This window comes from Vibrio hepatarius, from assembly GCF_001274785.1.
GTDB lineage: Bacteria > Pseudomonadota > Gammaproteobacteria > Enterobacterales > Vibrionaceae > Vibrio > Vibrio hepatarius.
Genome location: NZ_LHPI01000008.1, coordinates 185699 through 204715, shown reverse-complemented (window position 1 = coordinate 204715; position 19017 = coordinate 185699). Strand labels below are relative to the sequence as shown.

Below are 19017 nucleotides of genomic sequence, written 5' to 3'. Positions count from 1 at the left end.
GGGCTCTTTGGAGCCCTTTTTTGTTAGAGAGTTTTGACTTCCAAGCCCGCGAGCTGGTGCCAATAGCCGTTACATTGACGGTTAGCAATCGGTGCTGGGTGCGAGCCCGATTCGTTAGCACGAAACTTATCCAACTCAGAGAGCGTTTCTACACCTAACGGACTTAAGCGAACAACATCGACCAATCCTTTCATGCTTGGTAAGTCGTTGATTAGGTTATAGCAGTAACCAGATTGAGTCTGAATGCCGTTAAGGTTGAATACCTCTTGTCCTTCTTGGCTACTGACCTGAATTCCAGTCGGATACTTGATACAGCAAGTCTCGCAGTCGTCTTTTGCTTTGTTTTCGGCGCGAGCGGTAAAGCAGCGCGCAGAATAGGCAAGTGGTAAATAACCGTGACTAAACACCTCGACTTCAAACTTATTTCTAATACCGAGTTGTTCACATTGATTTAATACGTTGCTGAGCCACTCGCGTGACAACTCTACCGGCATACACCAGCGTGTCATGCCTTGTTTTAGGAACAAGTTTAGCGTGTGGGCGTTGTAGGTATTCACTGCAGGCCCGACAACAAACGGCACTTTCTTCTCTGCTGCTAGTTGAATCGCCGAGACGTCATTGGCTTCAATTGCGAAATCGCCATTATCGATGTATTTCTTCATCACGTTGACTTCGCTCGGCGCTTCAAGCAAAGCCATAGTAGAAAGCACCACTTGCTTACCTGTGCTGCTTAATTCTTTGGCAATATCAAACCAATGTGCTGGCTTCATTTCTCGGCGTTTGGAGCACACGCTCTCTCCGAGGTAAACGATATCTGCTGAGCTGCTGGCTGCTTGCTGGTAAAACGCTTCGACATCTTGCTTTGGCCAAAAATAGAGTAGTGGGCCTAGCGCGTATTTCATGTTGTTTTCCATTATTACCTCTACTGCCATTTGCGGTGGTAAGCACCGAGAGTGGTTTGAGTGCCCTCGGAGACGTTTGCTAGTGCGGCATCCCAAGCGGCTTCAACTTGATATGCTTCAGGATTCGCTTGGTAGCGGTCAATTGCGGCGCGCCAAGTACGAGTCACTTGTTCAACATAGGCAGGACTGCGTTGGCGACCTTCAATCTTGACCGATGCAACGTTGGCCGCAAACAGTTCTGGCAGCATCGAGAGGGTGTTCAAACTGGTGGGCTCTTCTAGCGCGTGGTAGCGTTTTTTCTCACCGTCCAATTCAGCGATAAAACGACCTTTACACAACGTCGGGTATCCAGCATTTTCACCGGCACTGTAGCGGTCGATCAGGATATCGTTGAGACGAGATTCTAAACCCTGATCGGTTTCTTGCCAGCGTACGTATTTGGCTGGCGAGCACGCGCCCACGGTGTTAGGGGATTCGCCCGTCATGTAAGACGATAGATAGCAACGCCCCTCTGACATGATGCACAGGCTACCAAAGGCAAAGACTTCAAGCTCGACATCGCTGGTGATATTGCGAGATAGCTGTTTAACCTGATGAATCGAAAGAACGCGCGGCAATACCACACGTTTTACGTTGAAGTTGTTCTTGTAGAACTCGATTGCAGGTACGTTGGTCGCGGAGGCTTGTACTGAAAGATGCAGCTCTAAATCTGGGTGTTTACGTGCGGCATAATCGAGTACCGCAATATCCGCGACGATCAGTGCATCCACTCCGTTATCCGCGGCTCTGTCTACCGCATCTGTCCAGCGCTCGAATCCATCTGGGTGGGCAAATGTGTTGAGCGCCACGTGGATTTTTTTGTTGTGGTCGTGAGTGTACTGCACCGCTTTTTCTAACTTTTTACCGGTGAAGTTTAACCCCGCAAAATGGCGTGCGTTGGTATCATCTTTAAATCCGATGTAGACCGCGTCAGCACCGCAATCAATGGCGGTTTTTAGTGCAGGTAAATTTCCTGCTGGGCATAGGAGTTCCATTGCTTTCTACCAGACTATCTCTTCAAAGTGCCCAGCATTTTATGAAGAATTATGAACGGCAAATTTGATGTAAGGCAGGTTTGAGTGAGTTTCTTGGCTAAATACTCAATTGGAGTTAGCTTTTATGGCGGCGGTTCTGGGCGAACAACTCTTCCACTTCTTGTTTCGGTTGAGGCCGATAGAAATGGAAACCCTGAATTGAATGGCAGTTGAGATTAGACAGCAGAGTGGCTTGCTGCTGAGTTTCGACACCTTCGGCGACGACAGTCAGGTTGAGTGATTTACCCAAGTTGATGATGTTTTCGATCACCGTGACCTGTTTCGGTAAGGTATCTAGGTCGCTAATAAACGCGCGGTCGATCTTAAGCTCGTCAATGGGGAAACGTGCTAAATAAGAGAGCGACGAATAGCCGGTACCAAAGTCATCGATCGAAAGTGAGAAACCTAACTTCTTGATCGCATTAAGCATTTGTATAGTATGCTCACTATCACTCATTACCGCACTTTCGGTCAGCTCGAAAGTAATGCAGCTAGAATCTAGTTCTGTGGTGCGGAGAAGTTTCTCCATATAATCGATCAGTTTCGGGTTGCCGAACTGCTCTGGCGACAGGTTGATCGCGACACGGCCCGGTAATATCCCTTGGATTTTCCAACGCTTAACCGTGTTGAATACTTCACGCATCACCACTCGGCCGAGGTGCTCGATCAATCCGGCTCGTTCTGCGACAGGAATAAATGCACTCGGGCTGATATAACCTTCCACCGGGTGTTTCCAGCGGATCAGTGCTTCAGCGCCATTGATGCTGAAGTCACGTGCGTTGACTTTAGGTTGATACCAAACTTCTAAACCGTTTTGCTGCAGCGCTTTTTGTAACTCGATCTCGAGCCATAAACGCATGCGCGCTTCTTTGTTCATTTGATCGTTGAACTTGATCAGGCGATTGCGACCTCGATCTTTGGCCTCGTACATCGCGGTGTCTGCATTCTGTAGCAAAATACGCGCGTCGTTGCCGTCGCCAGGGTAGGCGACACTACCAATCGAACAAGCAAGTCGCTTGCTGAAATGGTGTAGATCGAAAGGTTGGTTGATCAGCGAGATAATCCGTTCAGACAACATTTCAGCCATGCGGTTGTTATCTGGTTCTGGCAGGATGATGCCAAACTCATCGCCTCCTAAATGCCCTAGTACCGCCTTATTCGGTAAAAGGCGCTTAAGACGAGATGAGACTTCTTTAATTACTTTGTCACCAATATGATGACCGAGTGAGTCGTTGATGTTCTTGAAGTTATCGATATCCAGATAGAGCAGGATCAGCGGCGTTTCGTTGTGAATCAATTGCTCTAATCGCTTGGTGAAGCCAAACCGGTTGTACAAGCCGGTAAGCGAGTCGATATTGACGTCTTCATGCGATTTTTTCGACAAAATCTTTGGTGTATCTTCCGCGTCTTGAATCAATACCAATTGGGAGTTGCTGCCTAAAACAAGAGTGTTGTCGGCGTTTAGCAGCACTTTACGCTCAAAACCGCAGCGAGGCCCGGTGAGACAAGTTAACGGAGCTTCGCCCAATGTCTCGGCAAATGAGGTCGGGAAAACCGTTTTAGTCTTTTCATCAATGAATAGGCGCGAAAGGTTTTCACCTAATAAATCTTGAATCGAATCAAAGCCTAATAGACGGATTGCCGCAGGGTTGGATGAAATAATGCAGTCATCCTCGACCAATAGTAGGCCGTCAGGCAGCAGTGTTGTCAGTGTTGAGTATTTTCCTTCCGACTCTTCTAAAGAGCGGATCAGAATATGTTTTTCGGAAGTATCGATGGCGTGAAAAATGACGTGCTCGACGCGCCCATCATTTTCTATCGGTGACAAACTAAAGTGCAGACTGGTTTCGAGGTCGATTTCGCCTAGAGTGATTTCGGCTTCGAGAGTTTCACCACCAAACGCGCGATCATAATAAGGTTTGAGCAGGCCGTAAAACTGTTCGCCAAGGATTTGTGTATCACGCATGCCGATCAGCTCGTCGGCAGCCAAGCCTGAAATGTCGCAATAGCGCCCATTGACCAACGAATAATTATGCTGGCGATCCAGTATGGCAAAGAAAAATGGGCTGTTAGCCGTAATTTTTGTAAACCAGTGCTGTAGTTGTTGCGATAGCATTTAGGAGTTACCGATTTCCATAAGAGCAATGAAATCCATAAGTTTAAGGATTATCTCAACTTAACAATATAGCTGGCATTTATTAGTTATTAAAGACTTAGCCGGTTAACGTCGATTCTTTGATAAATGACAGGTATCGACCTGTGAACATCTACTATGATGCGTGATTACTATTAACAAAGTAACGGATAATTCGCGTGATTAACAAGATTCGCACTCAACTAGTTCAAAATGCCGCTTCAATTTTGCGATCTCCAGTCCACTTATTGCCTCAATCTGTACAAAAAAAAGCCTTGTTGGAAGGGCTCAAAATGGCCTTCAAAGAAGCGCTTGAAGACGGTGACTTCGAGTTCCTTGAAGGCAAGTGGCTAAAAGTGTCGGTGGTCGATATGCGCCTGGATTGGTATATCAGTTACGAAGATGAAAAGCTGATTGTGGCTGACCAAGTTCAACAAGAAGACGTCGCGTTTAGTGGTAACCTAAACGACTTGGTATTGATCGCTGGACGTAAAGAAGACCCAGATACGCTATTTTTCCAACGTCGTCTTTCTATTGAAGGAGACACAGAATTAGGTTTAGAAGTGAAGAACCTAATGGACAGTGTCGATCTTGAAGCAATGCCAAAGCCGTTACAAACTTTGTTAAATCAACTAGCCGACTTTGTATATAAAGGCTTACAATCGCCTTCCACACAAAGTGAGGTAGTAAATGCTTATTCGAACTGAAGCTCCGGCTGATATCCTTGCCGTTGACCAATTATTGAAATCTGCTTTTGAAACAGAAGCGGAAGCAAACTTAGTCATGAAACTAAGAGAAAACGGAAATCGCACACTATCGCTGGTTGCGGCCAATGATAACGGTGAAGTCGTAGGATACGCGCTGTTTAGCCCAGTTACACTTGATGGTCAAGATGACAGTTGGCAAGGTCTTGCGCCATTAGCGGTTAAAGAAGAGTACCGTCGCCAAGGCGTAGCGAAACTATTGGTAGAAGAAGCTTTTGCCTCGTTGAAAGAGTTAGGTTATCCAGCTTGTGTTGTGCTTGGCGATCCAAACTACTACGGCCGTTTCGGTTTTGTTGCAAGCGAAAAGCACAATATGCGTTGCCGATGGGAAGTACCTGCTGGCGCGTTTCAGGTGATTGCGTTGCGCGATGGTGAGTTTAGTGGCCGTAGCGGCTTAATTGAATATTGCCCTGAGTTTTCTGAACTTTAATAAAGTTCTCTATTCCGGTGCTGGGTGAGTAATCGCAGCGGCACCAAACACGACAAACTAGCCCTAGTGCGAGCCATAGACGGATAAAAGTAAGTTTTTGTCCTTTTTTTGACCGTTTGACGCTGTTAGTATGTTTTTTTAGTAATTATCTCTTGTCAGCGTTAGAGCGTTTCGCTAGTATTGCTCCGCCTTCGGAAAGGAGGTCGCTAGCCTTGTTCTGAAATGTCATTTCGAGCGGCGCTGGCTCAACAATTTGGAACATAGGTGGAAATAATGTTTACAGTTCTACTTGTGATTTACCTGTTGGCAGCGATTGGTGTAATCGGCCTCGTGTTGATTCAACAAGGTAAAGGCGCAGATATGGGAGCCTCATTCGGTGCAGGCGCATCAAACACAGTGTTTGGCGCAAGCGGCTCAGGAAACTTCCTAACCCGAATGACTGCAATTTTTGCAACAGCATTTTTTGTTATCAGCCTAGTACTAGGTAACATGTCAACTCATAAAACTGAATCTCAGTGGGTTGACCCGACTCAAGGTCAAGTTATCGAACAAGCTGATAGCGTGAGTGAAGTTCCAGCTCAAGAGAGCAGCGAAATTCCTCAATAAGCTAAAGATTTAGCTGCCGAGATGGTGAAATTGGTAGACACGCTAGCATGAGGTGCTAGTACCTTAGGTGTGAGGGTTCGAGTCCCTCTCTCGGCACCATTGATTTACAAACTTGTAAAACACCTTGTAGAGCGCGTATAATGCTCGGCAAGTCGGACGCGGGGTGGAGCAGCTTGGTAGCTCGTCGGGCTCATAACCCGAAGGTCGTCGGTTCAAATCCGGCCCCCGCAACCAATCTCCTTTTCTTTTATAGAAAAGTGGAAGTGGACAAGTTTGCACAGTGTTAGCACTGTGAGTTAAGTAACTTTAATACTTAACACATCAGGGTCCAGCAACAAAAAACCCCGACTTTCGGGGTTTTTTGTTATCTAAATTTCCTTACTGAGAAATTTAGAGAGTGCTTGGAATTTAAATTGGGCTCTGAGCCCTTTTTTTGTTTCTGGGGTGGTTTAAATGACTGGTTTAGAAAGACAACTTACTGAAATGCTTGAAGCTCCAGTAGCGGCATCAGGTTATGAGTTAGTTGGATTAGAATTTATTCGCGCAGGCGAACATTCAACGCTACGTATTTATATTGACCACGAAAATGGCATCACAGTCGATGACTGTGCAGAAGTTAGCCATCAGGTCAGTGCGGTTATGGACGTTGAAGATCCAATCACTGTGGCTTACAACCTAGAAGTGTCTTCTCCAGGTTTAGAAAGACCACTTTTCAAAGCTGCACATTATGAGCAATTCGTTGGTCATGAGGTAAACATCGTTTTGAAAATGGCTGTTGGTAACCGCCGCAAGTGGAAAGGTGTTATCCATTCTGTGGATGGTGAGACGGTCACTGTTACCGTTGATGGTAATGATGAAGAGTTTGCATTAAGCAACATTTCTAAAGCTAACCTGATCCCTAAATTTTAAGCAGAGTCTTAGAGGCTATTTAAAATGAGTAAAGAAATTTTAGCGGTAGCAGAAGCGGTATCGAATGAAAAAGCGGTACCTCGTGAGCGAATCTTTGAAGCACTAGAAATCGCACTAGCTACATCTACAAAGAAAAAGCACGAAATCGAAATCGATGTACGTGTAGAAATCGACCGCAAAACGGGTGAATTCGTAACTTACCGTCGTTGGTTGGTGGTAGAAGACGTTGAGCATCCAACTAAAGAGATTTCTCTTGATGCAGCACGTTACGACGACGACTCAATCGAGCTAGGTGATTACATTGAAGATGAAATCGAGTCTGTAACATTTGACCGTATTACGACGCAAACTGCGAAACAAGTAATCGTACAGAAAGTACGTGAAGCAGAGCGCGCGCAAATCGTAGAACAGTTCATCGATAACGAAGGTGAGCTAGTGACAGGTGTGGTTAAGAAAGTTAACCGTGACACTGTGGTACTAGACCTAGGCAACAACGCAGAAGCGGTAATCCTACGTGATGACCAACTTCCACGCGAAAACTTCCGCCCAGGCGACCGTGTACGTGGTCTTCTATACCGTGTAGCACCAGAAGCTCGTGGCTTCCAGCTATTCATTACTCGTTCTAAGCCTGAAATGCTTGCTGAACTGTTCCGCGTTGAAGTACCAGAAATCGCAGAAGAAATCATCGAACTGAAAGGTGCAGCACGCGATCCAGGTTCACGCGCTAAAATTGCAGTGAAGACTAATGACAAACGTATCGACCCTGTAGGTGCGTGTGTTGGTATGCGTGGTGCACGTGTACAAGCTGTATCGGGTGAACTAGGTGGCGAGCGTATCGATATCGTTCTTTGGGACGATAACCCAGCGCAATTCGTTATCAACGCAATGGCTCCTGCAGATGTGGCTTCAATCATCGTTGATGAAGACGCACACGCAATGGACATCGCAGTAGAAGCAGACAACCTAGCGCAAGCTATCGGTCGTAACGGTCAAAACGTTCGTCTAGCGTCTCAGCTAACAGGCTGGGAACTGAACGTAATGACAGTTGAAGATCTTCAGAAGAAACACGCTGAAGAATCTCAAGCTTCTATCGAAAACTTTATGAAGTACCTAGACATCGAAGAAGACTTTGCTCAACTGCTGGTTGAAGAAGGCTTCTCTACTCTAGAAGAAATTGCATACGTACCGGTTAACGAACTACTCGAAGTAGACGGTCTAGACGAAGACCTAGTTGAAGAACTACGTAACCGTGCAAAAGAAGCTCTAACTACAATTGCTCTTGCTAAAGAAGAGTCTTTTGAAGGTGTAGAGCCAGCTGAAGACCTACTTTCTCTTGAAGGTCTTGAGCGTGAGATGGCATTCAAACTTGCAGCGAAAGGTGTAGCAACCCTAGAAGATCTCGCTGACCAAGGTATTGATGACCTAGAAGGTATTGAAGGTCTAACCGAAGAACGTGCTGGCGAGCTAATCATGGCTGCTCGTAACATCTGTTGGTTCGGCGAAGACGCATAATTTTTCAGCAAGGAGGAAGCGGCATGACACAAATGACTGTTAAAGCATTGAGTGAAGAAATTGGTACACCAGTGGACCGCTTAGTAGAGCAACTTGCTGATGCTGGCATGAAGAAAGCGAGCAACGATCAGATTACTGAAGATGAGAAGCAACAGTTGCTGACTCACCTTAAGAAAGAGCACGGCGACACTTCTGGTGACGCTGCGCCAACTCGCTTGACTCTGCAACGTAAAACTCGCAGTACGCTAAGTGTAAATGCTGGTGGTGGCAAGAGTAAGAATGTTCAGGTTGAAGTGCGCAAGAAACGTACCTACGTGAAGCGCAGTGCAATCGAAGACGAAGCAAAACGTGAAGCTGAAGAAGCAGCGCAACGTGAAGCTGAAGAAGCAGCAAAACGTGAAGCCGAAGAAGCGGCAAAACGTGAAGCTGAAGAAGCAGCAAAACGTGCAGCTGAAGAAAAAGCGAAACGCGAAGCTGAAGAAAAGGCGAAACGCGAAGCTGAAGAGAAAGCGAAGCGTAACGCAACCGAGAAGGTGGAACGTAGTGCAGAAGATGTAAAACGTGAAGCTGAAGAAAAATCAAAGCAAGAAGCAGCGCGAAAAGAGGCCGACGAGCTTAAACGTCGTCAGGAAGAAGAAGCTAAACGTAAGGCTGAAGAGGAAAGTCAGCGCAAGCTTGAAGAAGCTCGCGAATTGGCTGAGAAGAATAAAGAGCGTTGGTCTGCTGCAGAAAAGAAAAAGGGTGATATGGAAGATACAGATTACCATGTAACGACTTCACAATATGCACGTGAGGCCGAAGATGAAGCAGATCGTCGTGAAGAAGGTGGTCGTCGCAAGAAGAAGAAGGCAGCTTCTACTAAGAGCAACGATCAAAACCGCGCTGGTCGTAACCCACGTGGCGGCAAAGCTCGCGGCAAAGGTAAACTAGCGAAGCCGACTTCAATGCAACAAGCATTCGATAAGACAGCGACTGTTGCTAAGTCTGATGTTGTTATCGGTGAAACCATTGTGGTTTCAGAGCTTGCTAGCAAAATGTCTGTTAAAGCAACAGAAGTGATCAAAGCGATGATGAAGATGGGCGCTATGGCGACTATCAACCAAGTGATCGACCAAGAAACTGCTCAGCTAATCGCTGAAGAGATGGGTCACAAGGTTATTCTTCGTAAAGAAAACGAGCTAGAAGAAGCGGTACTAAGCGATCGTGACAGCGACGCAGAAGCAACACCTCGTGCACCAGTTGTTACTATCATGGGTCACGTTGACCACGGTAAAACATCGACGCTTGACTACATCCGTCGTACACACGTTGCATCTGGCGAAGCGGGTGGTATTACACAGCACATCGGTGCTTACCACGTAGAAACTGACAACGGCATGATCACGTTCCTTGATACTCCTGGACACGCGGCATTTACTGCAATGCGTGCTCGTGGTGCTCAAGCGACCGATATCGTTGTACTTGTTGTAGCGGCAGACGATGGTGTAATGCCTCAAACAATCGAAGCTATCCAGCACGCGAAAGCGGCGGGCGTACCTCTGATTGTTGCTGTGAACAAGATCGATAAAGAAGATGCGAACCCAGACAACGTTAAGAACGAGCTAGCTCAATACGACGTTATTCCTGAGGAGTGGGGCGGTGAGAACATGTTTGTTCACATCTCTGCGAAACAGGGTACTAACATCGATGGTCTTCTAGAAGCTATTTTGCTTCAATCAGAAGTTCTAGAGCTGACTGCTGTTGCTGATGGCATGGCGTCTGGTGTGGTTGTTGAATCTCGTCTTGATAAAGGTCGCGGTCCAGTTGCTACAGTACTTGTTCAGTCAGGTACTCTGCGCAAGGGTGACATCGTACTTTGTGGTCAAGAATACGGCCGTGTTCGTGCAATGCGCGACGAACTAGGTCAAGAGATCACTGAAGCTGGTCCATCTATCCCAGTAGAGATCCTAGGTCTTTCTGGTGTGCCTTCTTCAGGTGACGAAGCGACAGTTGTACGTGATGAGCGTAAAGCGCGTGAAGTTGCAAACTACCGTGCAGGTAAGTTCCGTGAAGTTAAACTAGCTCGTCAGCAGAAATCTAAGCTAGAGAACATGTTCTCTAACATGGCTGCTGGTGAAGTTGCTGAACTAAACGTAGTACTGAAAGCTGACGTACAGGGTTCTGTGGAAGCAATCTCTGACTCACTACTGAAACTATCTACTGACGAAGTTAAAGTGAACATCGTTGGTTCTGGTGTTGGTGGTATCACAGAGACTGACGCAGTACTTGCTGAAGCGTCTAACGCAATCATCCTTGGCTTTAACGTTCGTGCTGATGCATCTGCTCGCCGCGCGATTGAAGCTGCAAGTGTTGATCTACGTTACTACTCAATCATCTACCAGCTAATCGACGAAGTGAAACAAGCGATGGGCGGTATGCTTGCTCCAGAATTCAAGCAAGAGATCATTGGTCTTGCTGAAGTTCGTGACGTATTTAAGTCACCGAAACTGGGTGCAATCGCAGGTTGTATGGTTACTGAAGGTCTGATTAAGCGTAACAACCCAATTCGCGTTCTACGTGATAACGTTGTTATCTACGAAGGTGAACTAGAGTCACTACGTCGCTTTAAAGATGACGTTCAAGAAGTTAAAAATGGTTACGAGTGTGGTATCGGCGTTAAGAACTACAACGACGTTCGCGTAGGCGACCAGATCGAAGTATTCGAAATCGTTGAAATCAAACGTACTCTAGACTAATTGACTAAAATTACTCACGATGTCTAATAAAGATTAAGTGGTAATTGGTTGTTGAATACACCATGGGGGGCTGGGTTGACCATCCCCCCATTCTTTCTATTTGTGAGAAAAGATATGTCAAAAGAATTTAGCCGCACGCAGCGCGTATCTCAGCAGCTGCAAAAAGAATTGGCGATGATCCTGCAACGTGAAGTGCGTGATTCTCGTCTCGGTATGGTAACGATCTCTGATGTTGAGGTTTCTCGTGACCTTGCTTACGCGAAAGTGTTCGTGACTTTCCTATGCGTTGGTGAGCAAACGCCAGAGTCTTGTCTGGAAGCATTGCGTGAGCACGAAGTCCACATCCGCATGATGTTGGGTAAGCGTATTCGTCTACGCCTGACGCCAGAAATTCGTTTCTACTACGACAACACTTTGGTTGAAGGTATGCGTATGTCTAACCTTGTGACTGAAGTTGTGCAGACAGATAAACAGAAGCAGAAAGATTCTGGCCGTGAGGACGAGGAATAATGGCTCGTCGTCGTAAAGGTCGTCCTATCGATGGTGTGATCCTGCTGGATAAACCTACCGGGATTTCGTCTAACGACGCACTGCAAAAAGTAAAGCGTATTTACTTTGCTGAAAAAGCAGGCCATACCGGCGCACTTGACCCGTTGGCGACGGGTATGTTGCCGATCTGTCTTGGTGAAGCGACCAAGTTCTCGCAGTTTTTGCTCGATTCAGACAAACGCTACCGAGTGATTGCTAAACTAGGCGAACGCACCAATACGTCAGACTCTGACGGTGAAGTGGTTGAGACACGTCCCGTTGATGTTGAACTGACGAAGCTGGAAGCGTGCATCGATAAGTTCCGTGGTGAATCGGACCAAATCCCATCGATGTTCTCGGCACTGAAATACCAAGGTAAGCCACTTTATGAGTATGCTCGTCAAGGTATCGAAGTACCGCGTGAATCGCGCAAAATCACCGTTTACGAAATCATACTGCATCGCTTCGAAGGCGATGAAGTCGAGATGGAAGTACACTGCTCAAAAGGTACTTACATTCGTACAATCGTCGACGATTTGGGTGAGATGCTGGGTTGTGGTGCTCACGTGACTATGCTGCGTCGCACTGCGGTTGCTAAGTACCCATACGAAAAGATGGTGACACTAGAGCAACTGAACGAGCTACTAGAGCAAGCGCATCGTGAAGAAAAAGCACCGCGTGAATTGCTCGACCCACTTCTGATGCCAATGGATACCGCGGTTGAAGATTTACCAGAAGTTAATCTGATACCTGATTTGGCGAACATGGTTCAACATGGGCAGCCGGTACAGGTATTCGGTGTACCGACAGAAGGCCCGGTTCGCCTGACGATGGGTGAAGAAAAGCTGTTTATCGGTGTGGGTGAGATGAACGATGACGGTAAGATTGCACCTAAACGTCTTGTCGTATTTCGTGATTAAATCTCGTTCGCTCAGAACAAAAAAACCGAAGCTTTGGCTTCGGTTTTTTTATGGCTATCGAATCAAGCCTTGTTCGTTCAGCAGTGCTCTTAGCTGTTCGGCGCGCTTTCGGTTGACGCCAAAGTCAGAGTAACCAACGCGAGACTCTGAACGGACGATTAACTGTCCATCGTGGATACGCAGCTCTAAGTCATCAACAAAACGCATGATTCTGGATGTGCATTCGATGCGCAAGTAACCGTCGTCCTTTACCGCAGTTTTGGCGCCGGGGAGTTGAAGTGCGGCCTGTTCTACTTTGTCGATATTGGCATCGAGAGTCAGGGTAAATGGAGCAAGGGCAAATTGTTCACGTTCGTCTTGTGTCGAGACACAGTTAGGTTTGTCGCCACATGGTGTCGTCGTGCGGTCGGTCATGGTCGATACTCCTTGGCTACAGGCGGCGAGTGCGAACAATGAAAGAGCGAGGAGAGCGGGTCGTTTCATCATTGATGTCCTTATTCTGGTTTAGCCTTATTATAGAGCGCAACGCTAAGAATAAATCAAATAAAAAGGCTGATGTATGCATATCAGCCTTTGTAACGTCTCGCTTATCTCAATGGTTTACACCTCAAGGTAATCCATAATACCTTCTGCCGCTTTTCGACCTTCGTCAATGGCGGTGACCACCAAATCTGAACCACGGACCGCATCACCACCGGCGAAGATTTTCGAGTTGCTGGTTTGATACATGAACTCTTGCTCAACAGGCGCTTTGATGCGTCCCCATTGGTCCAAATCGACGCCATACGGTTCTAACCACTCCATTTTGTGTGGTTGGAAGCCAAACGCCATGATAACCACGTCGGCGTCGAGTACATGCTCACTACCCGGAACAGGCTCTGGACGGCGACGACCTGCTTCATCAGGCTCACCAAGTGCGGTTTTCACGACTTTCACCCCAGACACTTGGCCTGAAGCGTTGACTTCGATACCCAGCGGTTGAAGGTTAAACATAAAGTTCACGCCTTCTTCTTTCGCGTTTTTCACCTCACGGCGAGAGCCTGGCATGTTGGCTTCGTCGCGACGGTAAGCACAGATAACGTTAGACGCCCCCTGTCGAACTGAAGTACGTACGCAGTCCATCGCGGTATCACCACCACCAAGCACGACGACTTTCTTTCCTGTCATGTCGATAAATGGCTGGTCGTCTTTGAGGTTCATCACCTTGTAGGTGTTGGAAATCAAGAAAGGCAGTGCATCGTAAACACCAGTCGCGTCTTCGTTTGGCAAACCTGCACGCATGTACTTGTAAGTGCCAACGCCCAAGAACACCGCATCGTACTCATCGATAAGATCCTGCATCTGCACGTCTTTACCAACTTCAACGTTCATGCGGAACTCGACACCCATCTCACTGAATACGCGGCGACGGTTTTCCATTACGCCTTTCTCAAGCTTGAAAGACGGGATACCAAACGTCAGCAGGCCACCGATCTCAGGGTAGCGGTCGAACACCACTGGTTTGACGCCGTTACGCACGAGAACATCCGCGGCGGCAAGACCTGCAGGGCCAGCACCGATGACCGCGACTTTCTTATCGGTCCATTCCACATTTGACATGTCTGGTTTCCAGCCCATTTCAAAAGCTTTATCTGTTATGTATTTTTCGATATTACCGATAGTTACCGCGCCAAAGTCGTCGTTCAGCGTACACGAACCTTCACACAGGCGGTCTTGCGGACACACTCGGCCACAAACTTCAGGTAAGCTGTTAGTTTGGTGAGAAAGCTCCACCGCTTCTAAAATACGTCCCTCATTGGCAAGTTTGAGCCATTGAGGAATGTAGTTGTGAACAGGGCATTTCCATTCACAGTAAGGGTTACCGCAATCCAAACAGCGATCCGCCTGAGCGGTCGCTTGTTGTTTGGTGAAAGGTTCATAGATTTCAACGAACTCGATCTTACGTACCTTAAGTGGCTTCTTCGCAGGATCTACGCGCTGTACATCGATAAATTGGTATACGTTCTGGCTCATGATTCAGACATCCTCCATGATTACTGTGCTTGAACGCGTAGTTCTGCTGCGCTACGACTTTGATGGCCCAACAGCGTGTTAAGATCCGCTGCTTGTGGTTTCACTAGGTAGAACTTTGGAATCCATTCATCAAAGTTCGCTAAGATATTCTCTGCGTAAGATGAGCCTGTCTCTTCAAGATGCTCGGCTATCAAACCACGCAGGTGTTCTTGGTGAATGTACAGCTCAGATAGCGAAATAGCTTCGACCGACTCATTGTTGACGCGACCAGTAAAGTCATCGTTCTTGTCCAGTACATAAGCGAAACCGCCCGTCATACCTGCGCCAAAGTTCACCCCTGTCGCACCAAGAATCGCAACAATACCGCCAGTCATGTATTCACATGCGTTATCGCCAGCACCCTCGATCACCGCGATAGTGCCAGAGTTACGTACGCCAAAACGTTCACCTGCGGTACCGGCTGCAAACAGTTTGCCGCCCGTTGCGCCGTACAAACAAGTGTTACCGATAATCGTTGCTTCATTACATTTGAACGCCGTACCAAGGTGAGGTTTGATAACAATCTTACCACCCGCCATACCTTTGCCGACGTAATCGTTCGCATCGCCTGTCAGGTACAGTTCTACACCACCCGCGTTCCACACACCGAATGATTGACCAGCGGTACCGTCAAGGTGGATCTTGATTGGTGAGGCAGCCATGCCTTGGTTGCCGTAGCGTTTAGCAATTTCACCAGATAGACGAGCGCCCACCGAGCGGTCTGTATTGATGACTTTGTAGAAGTAGCTTGCCGATTGTCCTGCTTCGACCGCTGCCAGCGCGTCTTCAACCATTTTCTGGTTTAGTTCCGCTTTATCAAACGGTTGGTTTGGTTCACTCCAAAATAGTGGATGACCTTCCGCTGATACCGGCGCTTCCAAAATATTGGATAGGTCGAGCTTCGACTGTTTCGCCGTCATACCCTGTACCGCTTCAAGTAAGTCGGTGCGACCAATTAGGTCGGTCAGCTTTTCTACGCCTAGTTCTGCGAGCAGTTCGCGGACTTCTTCTGCTAGACCAGTGAAGTAGTTGATCACCATTTCTGGTAAGCCTTTGAAGAACTCGTTACGCAGTGTTTCGTCTTGAGTCGCAACGCCCGTCGCACAGTTGTTAAGGTGGCAGATACGTAGGAATTTACATCCCATCGCCACCATAGGCGCTGTACCAAAACCGAAGCTTTCGGCACCCAAAATAGCTGCTTTCACCACGTCTAGGCCCGTTTTCAGACCGCCATCGACCTGAAGGCGAATCTTATGACGTAGACCATTGGCAACCAGTGCTTGTTGCGTTTCAGCCAAGCCGAGTTCCCACGGACAACCCGCGTATTTGACTGATGTCAGTGGGCTCGCTGCCGTACCGCCATCGTAACCAGAGATGGTAATTAAGTCGGCGTACGCCTTTGCGACACCCGTTGCAATCGTACCGACACCCGGTTCCGACACTAGCTTCACCGAGACGAGCGCTTGTGGGTTTACTTGCTTCAAATCGAAAATTAGCTGAGCTAAATCTTCAATCGAGTAAATGTCGTGGTGCGGAGGAGGGGAAATCAAGGTCACGCCCTGCACCGAGTAACGCAGTTTAGCGATCTCAGCAGTAACTTTATGACCTGGAAGCTGACCACCTTCGCCCGGTTTCGCACCTTGGGCGACTTTAATCTGCAGCACGTCGGCATTAGTTAAGTAATGAGGCGTCACACCGAAACGGCCAGAAGCGATCTGCTTAATACGTGAGTTGCGCTCGGTACCAAAGCGGCGTGGGTCTTCACCACCTTCACCAGAGTTGGAGTAGCCGCCTAAGCGGTTCATCGCCATTGCTAGCGCTTCGTGCGCTTCAGGGCTTAAAGCGCCGATTGACATTGCTGCTGAGTCAAAGCGTTTGAACAGGTCGCTTGCCGGCTCAATTTTTTCCAGTGGCAGTGGTTGGTCAGACTTTTTCAACTTCATCATATCGCGCAGCATCGCGATAGGGCGTTGGTTAACCTGTTTGGCAAAGCTCTTATAGTCTGAGCTTTCGCCCGATTTCACTGCTGTTTGTAGTGTGCCGACCACGTCTGGGTTGTAAGCATGATATTCGCCGCCGTGGACGTATTTCAGCAGGCCGCCGTGTTCAATCGCTTTACGTTTCGCCCACGCTTTGCGTGACAGGTTGAACAGGTCTTGTTGGAAATCTTCAAAACTTGCACCCTGGATACGAGTCGTGACACCAGCAAAACACAAATCGACCACATCTTGGCTAAGGCCAACCGCTTCAAACAATTGTGAGCAGCGGTAAGACGCCACGGTAGAAATACCCATTTTCGACATGATCTTGTACAGACCTTTGTTGATGCCGTATTGGTAGTTCTGCATCACGTCACGATAGCTCTTATCGAGCGCGCCGTCGTCGATGAGTTTACCTAGCGCTTCATACGCAAGGTATGGATACACCGCTGTCGCACCGAAGCCGAGTAATACGGCAAATTGGTGAGGATCACGCGCGGTGGCGGTTTCTACAATGATATTGGCATCACAACGCAAATTCTCTTCGATTAGACGTGTCTGCACTGCGCCGACTGCCATCGCTGCTGGGATAGGTAATTTGCCTTTAACTAGAGCGCGGTCAGAGAGCACGACTAAGACTGTCCCTTCGCGTACCACTTGGGTCGCTTGGTCACACAAGTCCGTAAGTGCTTGTTTGAGATCTTTCTCGCTTGGGTCGTAGTTAATGTCGAGAATAGTATTGCGATAGTGCGCATCCGCCAGTTCTAATAGCTGCTGCATATCAGAATAAAGCAGTACCGGAGAATCAAACGTCACACGATGCGCATGGCCATCGGTTTCACAGAAGACGTTCATCTCCTGACCGATGCTGGTCGCGAGTGACATCACGTGTTTTTCACGTAACGGGTCAATCGGCGGGTTTGTTACCTGAGCGAACTTCTGACGGAAGTAATCGGTCACCAGACGCTCTTTCGAAGACAGTACCGCCATCGGCGTATCGTCACCCATAGAGCCGACCGCTTCTTGACCCATATCACCGAGTACTCGCAGCACTTGGTCGACTTCTTCGTTAGTCATTGCAAACTGCTTCTGGTAAGTCTTGAGCAGGTCGCTATCAAAGTTTCGTTCACCAACTTGGTCTTCTGGCAACTCAGAGAATGGTGTCAGCTTGTGGACGTTGTTTTCCATCCACTCGCGATAAGGATGACGGCCTTTCAGGTCGTTATCGATTTCGCTTGATTGCCACAACTTGCCACGACGCGTATCGACAACCAGCAATTCGCCAGGACCCACTCGGCCTTTCTCGGCGACTTCATCAGGCGCGTAATCCCAAATACCGACTTCAGAAGCGAGTGTAATCAGCTTGTCCTTGGTGATCACATAGCGTGCTGGGCGAAGACCGTTACGGTCTAAGTTACACGCAGCGTAGCGACCATCAGAGAGGACAATCCCTGCTGGGCCATCCCACGGTTCCATGTGCTTCGAGTTAAAGTCATAGAAAGCACGCAAGTCGGCGTCCATGTCTGGGTGATTTTGCCACGCAGGCGGAACCAGCATACGCATCGCACGGAAGATATCCATGCCGCCAGCTAAGAACAAGTCGAGCATATTATCCAGACTCGACGAATCCGAGCCAGTCTCGTTCACAAATGGCGCGGCGGTTTGTAAGTCTGGCAACAGTGGCGAGGAAAACTTGTAGGCGCGAGCGCGCGCCCATTGGCGGTTACCTTCGATGGTATTGATTTCACCGTTGTGCGCTAAATAACGGAACGGTTGAGCCAATGGCCAACGAGGTTGAGTGTTGGTTGAAAAACGCTGGTGGAACAAACAGATAGCCGATTCCATGCGTAGGTCAGCAAGGTCTAAGTAGAAGCGCGGTAAGTCGGCTGGCATACATAGACCTTTATAGACCATCACTTGAGTCGAGAGGCTACAGATATAGAAATCGCTGTCGTCAGTGATTTGTTTTTCAATGCGTCGGCGTGCGATATACAAGCGACGTTCAATGTCTCGCTCACGCCATCCTGCGGGAGCGGAAATGAATACTTGCTGGATATTGGGTAAAGAGTTGAGTGCAATTGGGCCTAGCACTTCCGCGTTAGTTGGTACTTCTCGCCAACCTGCGATAGTCAGAGTTTCTTGAGCTAACTCTTTGTTAATAATATCTTTTGAAGATTGAGCCTTAACCGGATCTGGGCTAAAGAAAATCATACCTACGGCGTATTGTTTGCCTAGGTTGAAACCGTTTTCTTCCGCGATAAGGCGTAAATATGAGTCGGGCTTTTGTAGTAGTAGACCACAGCCATCACCGGTTTTACCGTCCGCGGCGATACCGCCACGGTGGGTCATGCGGTCAAGAGCCGAGATTGCGGTTCGAACCAGTTTATGGCTCGGTTCACCTTCCATGTGCGCAATCAAACCAAATCCACAGTTGTCTTTCTCAAGACTTGGATCATAAAGAGCCATTGCAATT

General features: G+C 47.9%; 14 protein-coding genes and 2 tRNA genes. 10 read left to right on the top strand and 6 right to left on the bottom strand.

The features are described 5' to 3' along the window. Positions 1–23 precede the first annotated feature (23 nt). From AKJ31_RS10355 to AKJ31_RS10345, 3 genes are all read right to left on the bottom strand, one after another. Positions 24–902 (bottom strand): U32 family peptidase, encoded by an 879-nt coding sequence (locus AKJ31_RS10355; RefSeq protein WP_053409015.1) that lies wholly within the window; start codon positions 900–902, stop codon positions 24–26. A gap of 20 nt (positions 903–922) precedes the next feature. Beyond that, a complete protein-coding gene (ubiU, locus tag AKJ31_RS10350; RefSeq protein ID WP_053409014.1) occupies positions 923–1936 on the bottom strand; it encodes a ubiquinone anaerobic biosynthesis protein UbiU in 1014 nt (337 codons plus the stop codon). Between the two features lie 115 nt (positions 1937–2051). Beyond that, complete coding sequence (locus AKJ31_RS10345; RefSeq protein WP_053409013.1) at positions 2052–4091, bottom strand: putative bifunctional diguanylate cyclase/phosphodiesterase; 2040 nt, start codon at positions 4089–4091, stop codon at positions 2052–2054. 197 nt (positions 4092–4288) lie between these two features. Between AKJ31_RS10345 and ubiT the strand changes: the two genes are divergently transcribed. The 10 genes from ubiT to truB all read left to right on the top strand — a co-directional run bounded on the left by ubiT (position 4289) and on the right by truB (position 12513). Beyond that, complete coding sequence (gene ubiT / locus AKJ31_RS10340) at positions 4289–4816, top strand: ubiquinone anaerobic biosynthesis accessory factor UbiT (protein ID WP_053409012.1); 528 nt, start codon at positions 4289–4291, stop codon at positions 4814–4816. Next, positions 4800–5303, top strand: a complete 504-nt coding sequence (locus AKJ31_RS10335) for a GNAT family N-acetyltransferase (RefSeq protein ID WP_053409011.1) — start codon at positions 4800–4802, stop codon at positions 5301–5303. The genes ubiT and AKJ31_RS10335 overlap by 17 nt, the downstream gene beginning before the upstream one ends. Positions 5304–5576: 273 nt before the next feature. Further along, positions 5577–5909, top strand: a complete 333-nt coding sequence (gene secG, locus AKJ31_RS10330) for a preprotein translocase subunit SecG (protein ID WP_053409010.1) — start codon at positions 5577–5579, stop codon at positions 5907–5909. Between the two features lie 15 nt (positions 5910–5924). Further along, a tRNA-Leu gene (locus tag AKJ31_RS10325) sits at positions 5925–6008 on the top strand. A 58-nt stretch (positions 6009–6066) separates the two neighbouring features. Further along, positions 6067–6143 (top strand) — tRNA-Met (locus AKJ31_RS10320). A gap of 219 nt (positions 6144–6362) precedes the next feature. Then, complete coding sequence (gene rimP / locus AKJ31_RS10315; protein WP_053409009.1) at positions 6363–6818, top strand: ribosome maturation factor RimP; 456 nt, start codon at positions 6363–6365, stop codon at positions 6816–6818. Between the two features lie 24 nt (positions 6819–6842). Further along, positions 6843–8330: a transcription termination factor NusA gene (gene nusA / locus AKJ31_RS10310; protein ID WP_053409008.1), complete on the top strand. Its 1488-nt coding sequence runs from the start codon at positions 6843–6845 to the stop codon at positions 8328–8330. A gap of 23 nt (positions 8331–8353) precedes the next feature. Continuing rightward, on the top strand, positions 8354–11065 hold the full coding sequence (gene infB, locus AKJ31_RS10305) for a translation initiation factor IF-2 (RefSeq protein WP_053409007.1): 2712 nt from the start codon (positions 8354–8356) through the stop codon (positions 11063–11065). A 114-nt stretch (positions 11066–11179) separates the two neighbouring features. Then, the gene (gene rbfA / locus AKJ31_RS10300; RefSeq protein ID WP_053396652.1) at positions 11180–11575 is read left to right on the top strand and encodes a 30S ribosome-binding factor RbfA; all 396 of its coding nucleotides are present in this window, start codon (positions 11180–11182) and stop codon (positions 11573–11575) included. Beyond that, a complete protein-coding gene (gene truB, locus AKJ31_RS10295) occupies positions 11575–12513 on the top strand; it encodes a tRNA pseudouridine(55) synthase TruB (RefSeq protein ID WP_053409006.1) in 939 nt (312 codons plus the stop codon). The genes rbfA and truB overlap by 1 nt, the downstream gene beginning before the upstream one ends. Before the next feature lie 54 nt (positions 12514–12567). Here the strand turns inward: truB and AKJ31_RS10290 are convergent, their stop codons facing one another. The 3 genes from AKJ31_RS10290 to gltB form a co-directional block, all read right to left on the bottom strand. Beyond that, a complete protein-coding gene (locus AKJ31_RS10290) occupies positions 12568–12996 on the bottom strand; it encodes a DUF1499 domain-containing protein (protein ID WP_053409005.1) in 429 nt (142 codons plus the stop codon). A gap of 117 nt (positions 12997–13113) precedes the next feature. Next, positions 13114–14526, bottom strand: a complete 1413-nt coding sequence (locus AKJ31_RS10285; protein ID WP_053409004.1) for an FAD-dependent oxidoreductase — start codon at positions 14524–14526, stop codon at positions 13114–13116. 20 nt (positions 14527–14546) lie between these two features. Continuing rightward, entirely contained in the window at positions 14547–19010 is a 4464-nt protein-coding gene (gene gltB, locus AKJ31_RS10280; RefSeq protein WP_053409003.1) for a glutamate synthase large subunit, read from the bottom strand. Between the last annotated feature and the right edge of the window lie 7 nt (positions 19011–19017).

Coding starts and splice junctions, on each gene's coding strand:
- AKJ31_RS10285 (WP_053409004.1), bottom strand. CDS start 14,526: ATGAGCCAGAACGTATACCAATTTATCGATGTACAGCGCGTAGATCCT.
- rbfA (WP_053396652.1), top strand. CDS start 11,180: ATGTCAAAAGAATTTAGCCGCACGCAGCGCGTATCTCAGCAGCTGCAA.
- nusA (WP_053409008.1), top strand. CDS start 6,843: ATGAGTAAAGAAATTTTAGCGGTAGCAGAAGCGGTATCGAATGAAAAA.
- infB (WP_053409007.1), top strand. CDS start 8,354: ATGACACAAATGACTGTTAAAGCATTGAGTGAAGAAATTGGTACACCA.
- rimP (WP_053409009.1), top strand. CDS start 6,363: ATGACTGGTTTAGAAAGACAACTTACTGAAATGCTTGAAGCTCCAGTA.
- AKJ31_RS10345 (WP_053409013.1), bottom strand. CDS start 4,091: ATGCTATCGCAACAACTACAGCACTGGTTTACAAAAATTACGGCTAAC.
- secG (WP_053409010.1), top strand. CDS start 5,577: ATGTTTACAGTTCTACTTGTGATTTACCTGTTGGCAGCGATTGGTGTA.
- gltB (WP_053409003.1), bottom strand. CDS start 19,010: ATGGCTCTTTATGATCCAAGTCTTGAGAAAGACAACTGTGGATTTGGT.
- truB (WP_053409006.1), top strand. CDS start 11,575: ATGGCTCGTCGTCGTAAAGGTCGTCCTATCGATGGTGTGATCCTGCTG.
- AKJ31_RS10335 (WP_053409011.1), top strand. CDS start 4,800: ATGCTTATTCGAACTGAAGCTCCGGCTGATATCCTTGCCGTTGACCAA.
- AKJ31_RS10290 (WP_053409005.1), bottom strand. CDS start 12,996: ATGAAACGACCCGCTCTCCTCGCTCTTTCATTGTTCGCACTCGCCGCC.
- ubiU (WP_053409014.1), bottom strand. CDS start 1,936: ATGGAACTCCTATGCCCAGCAGGAAATTTACCTGCACTAAAAACCGCC.
- AKJ31_RS10355 (WP_053409015.1), bottom strand. CDS start 902: ATGAAATACGCGCTAGGCCCACTACTCTATTTTTGGCCAAAGCAAGAT.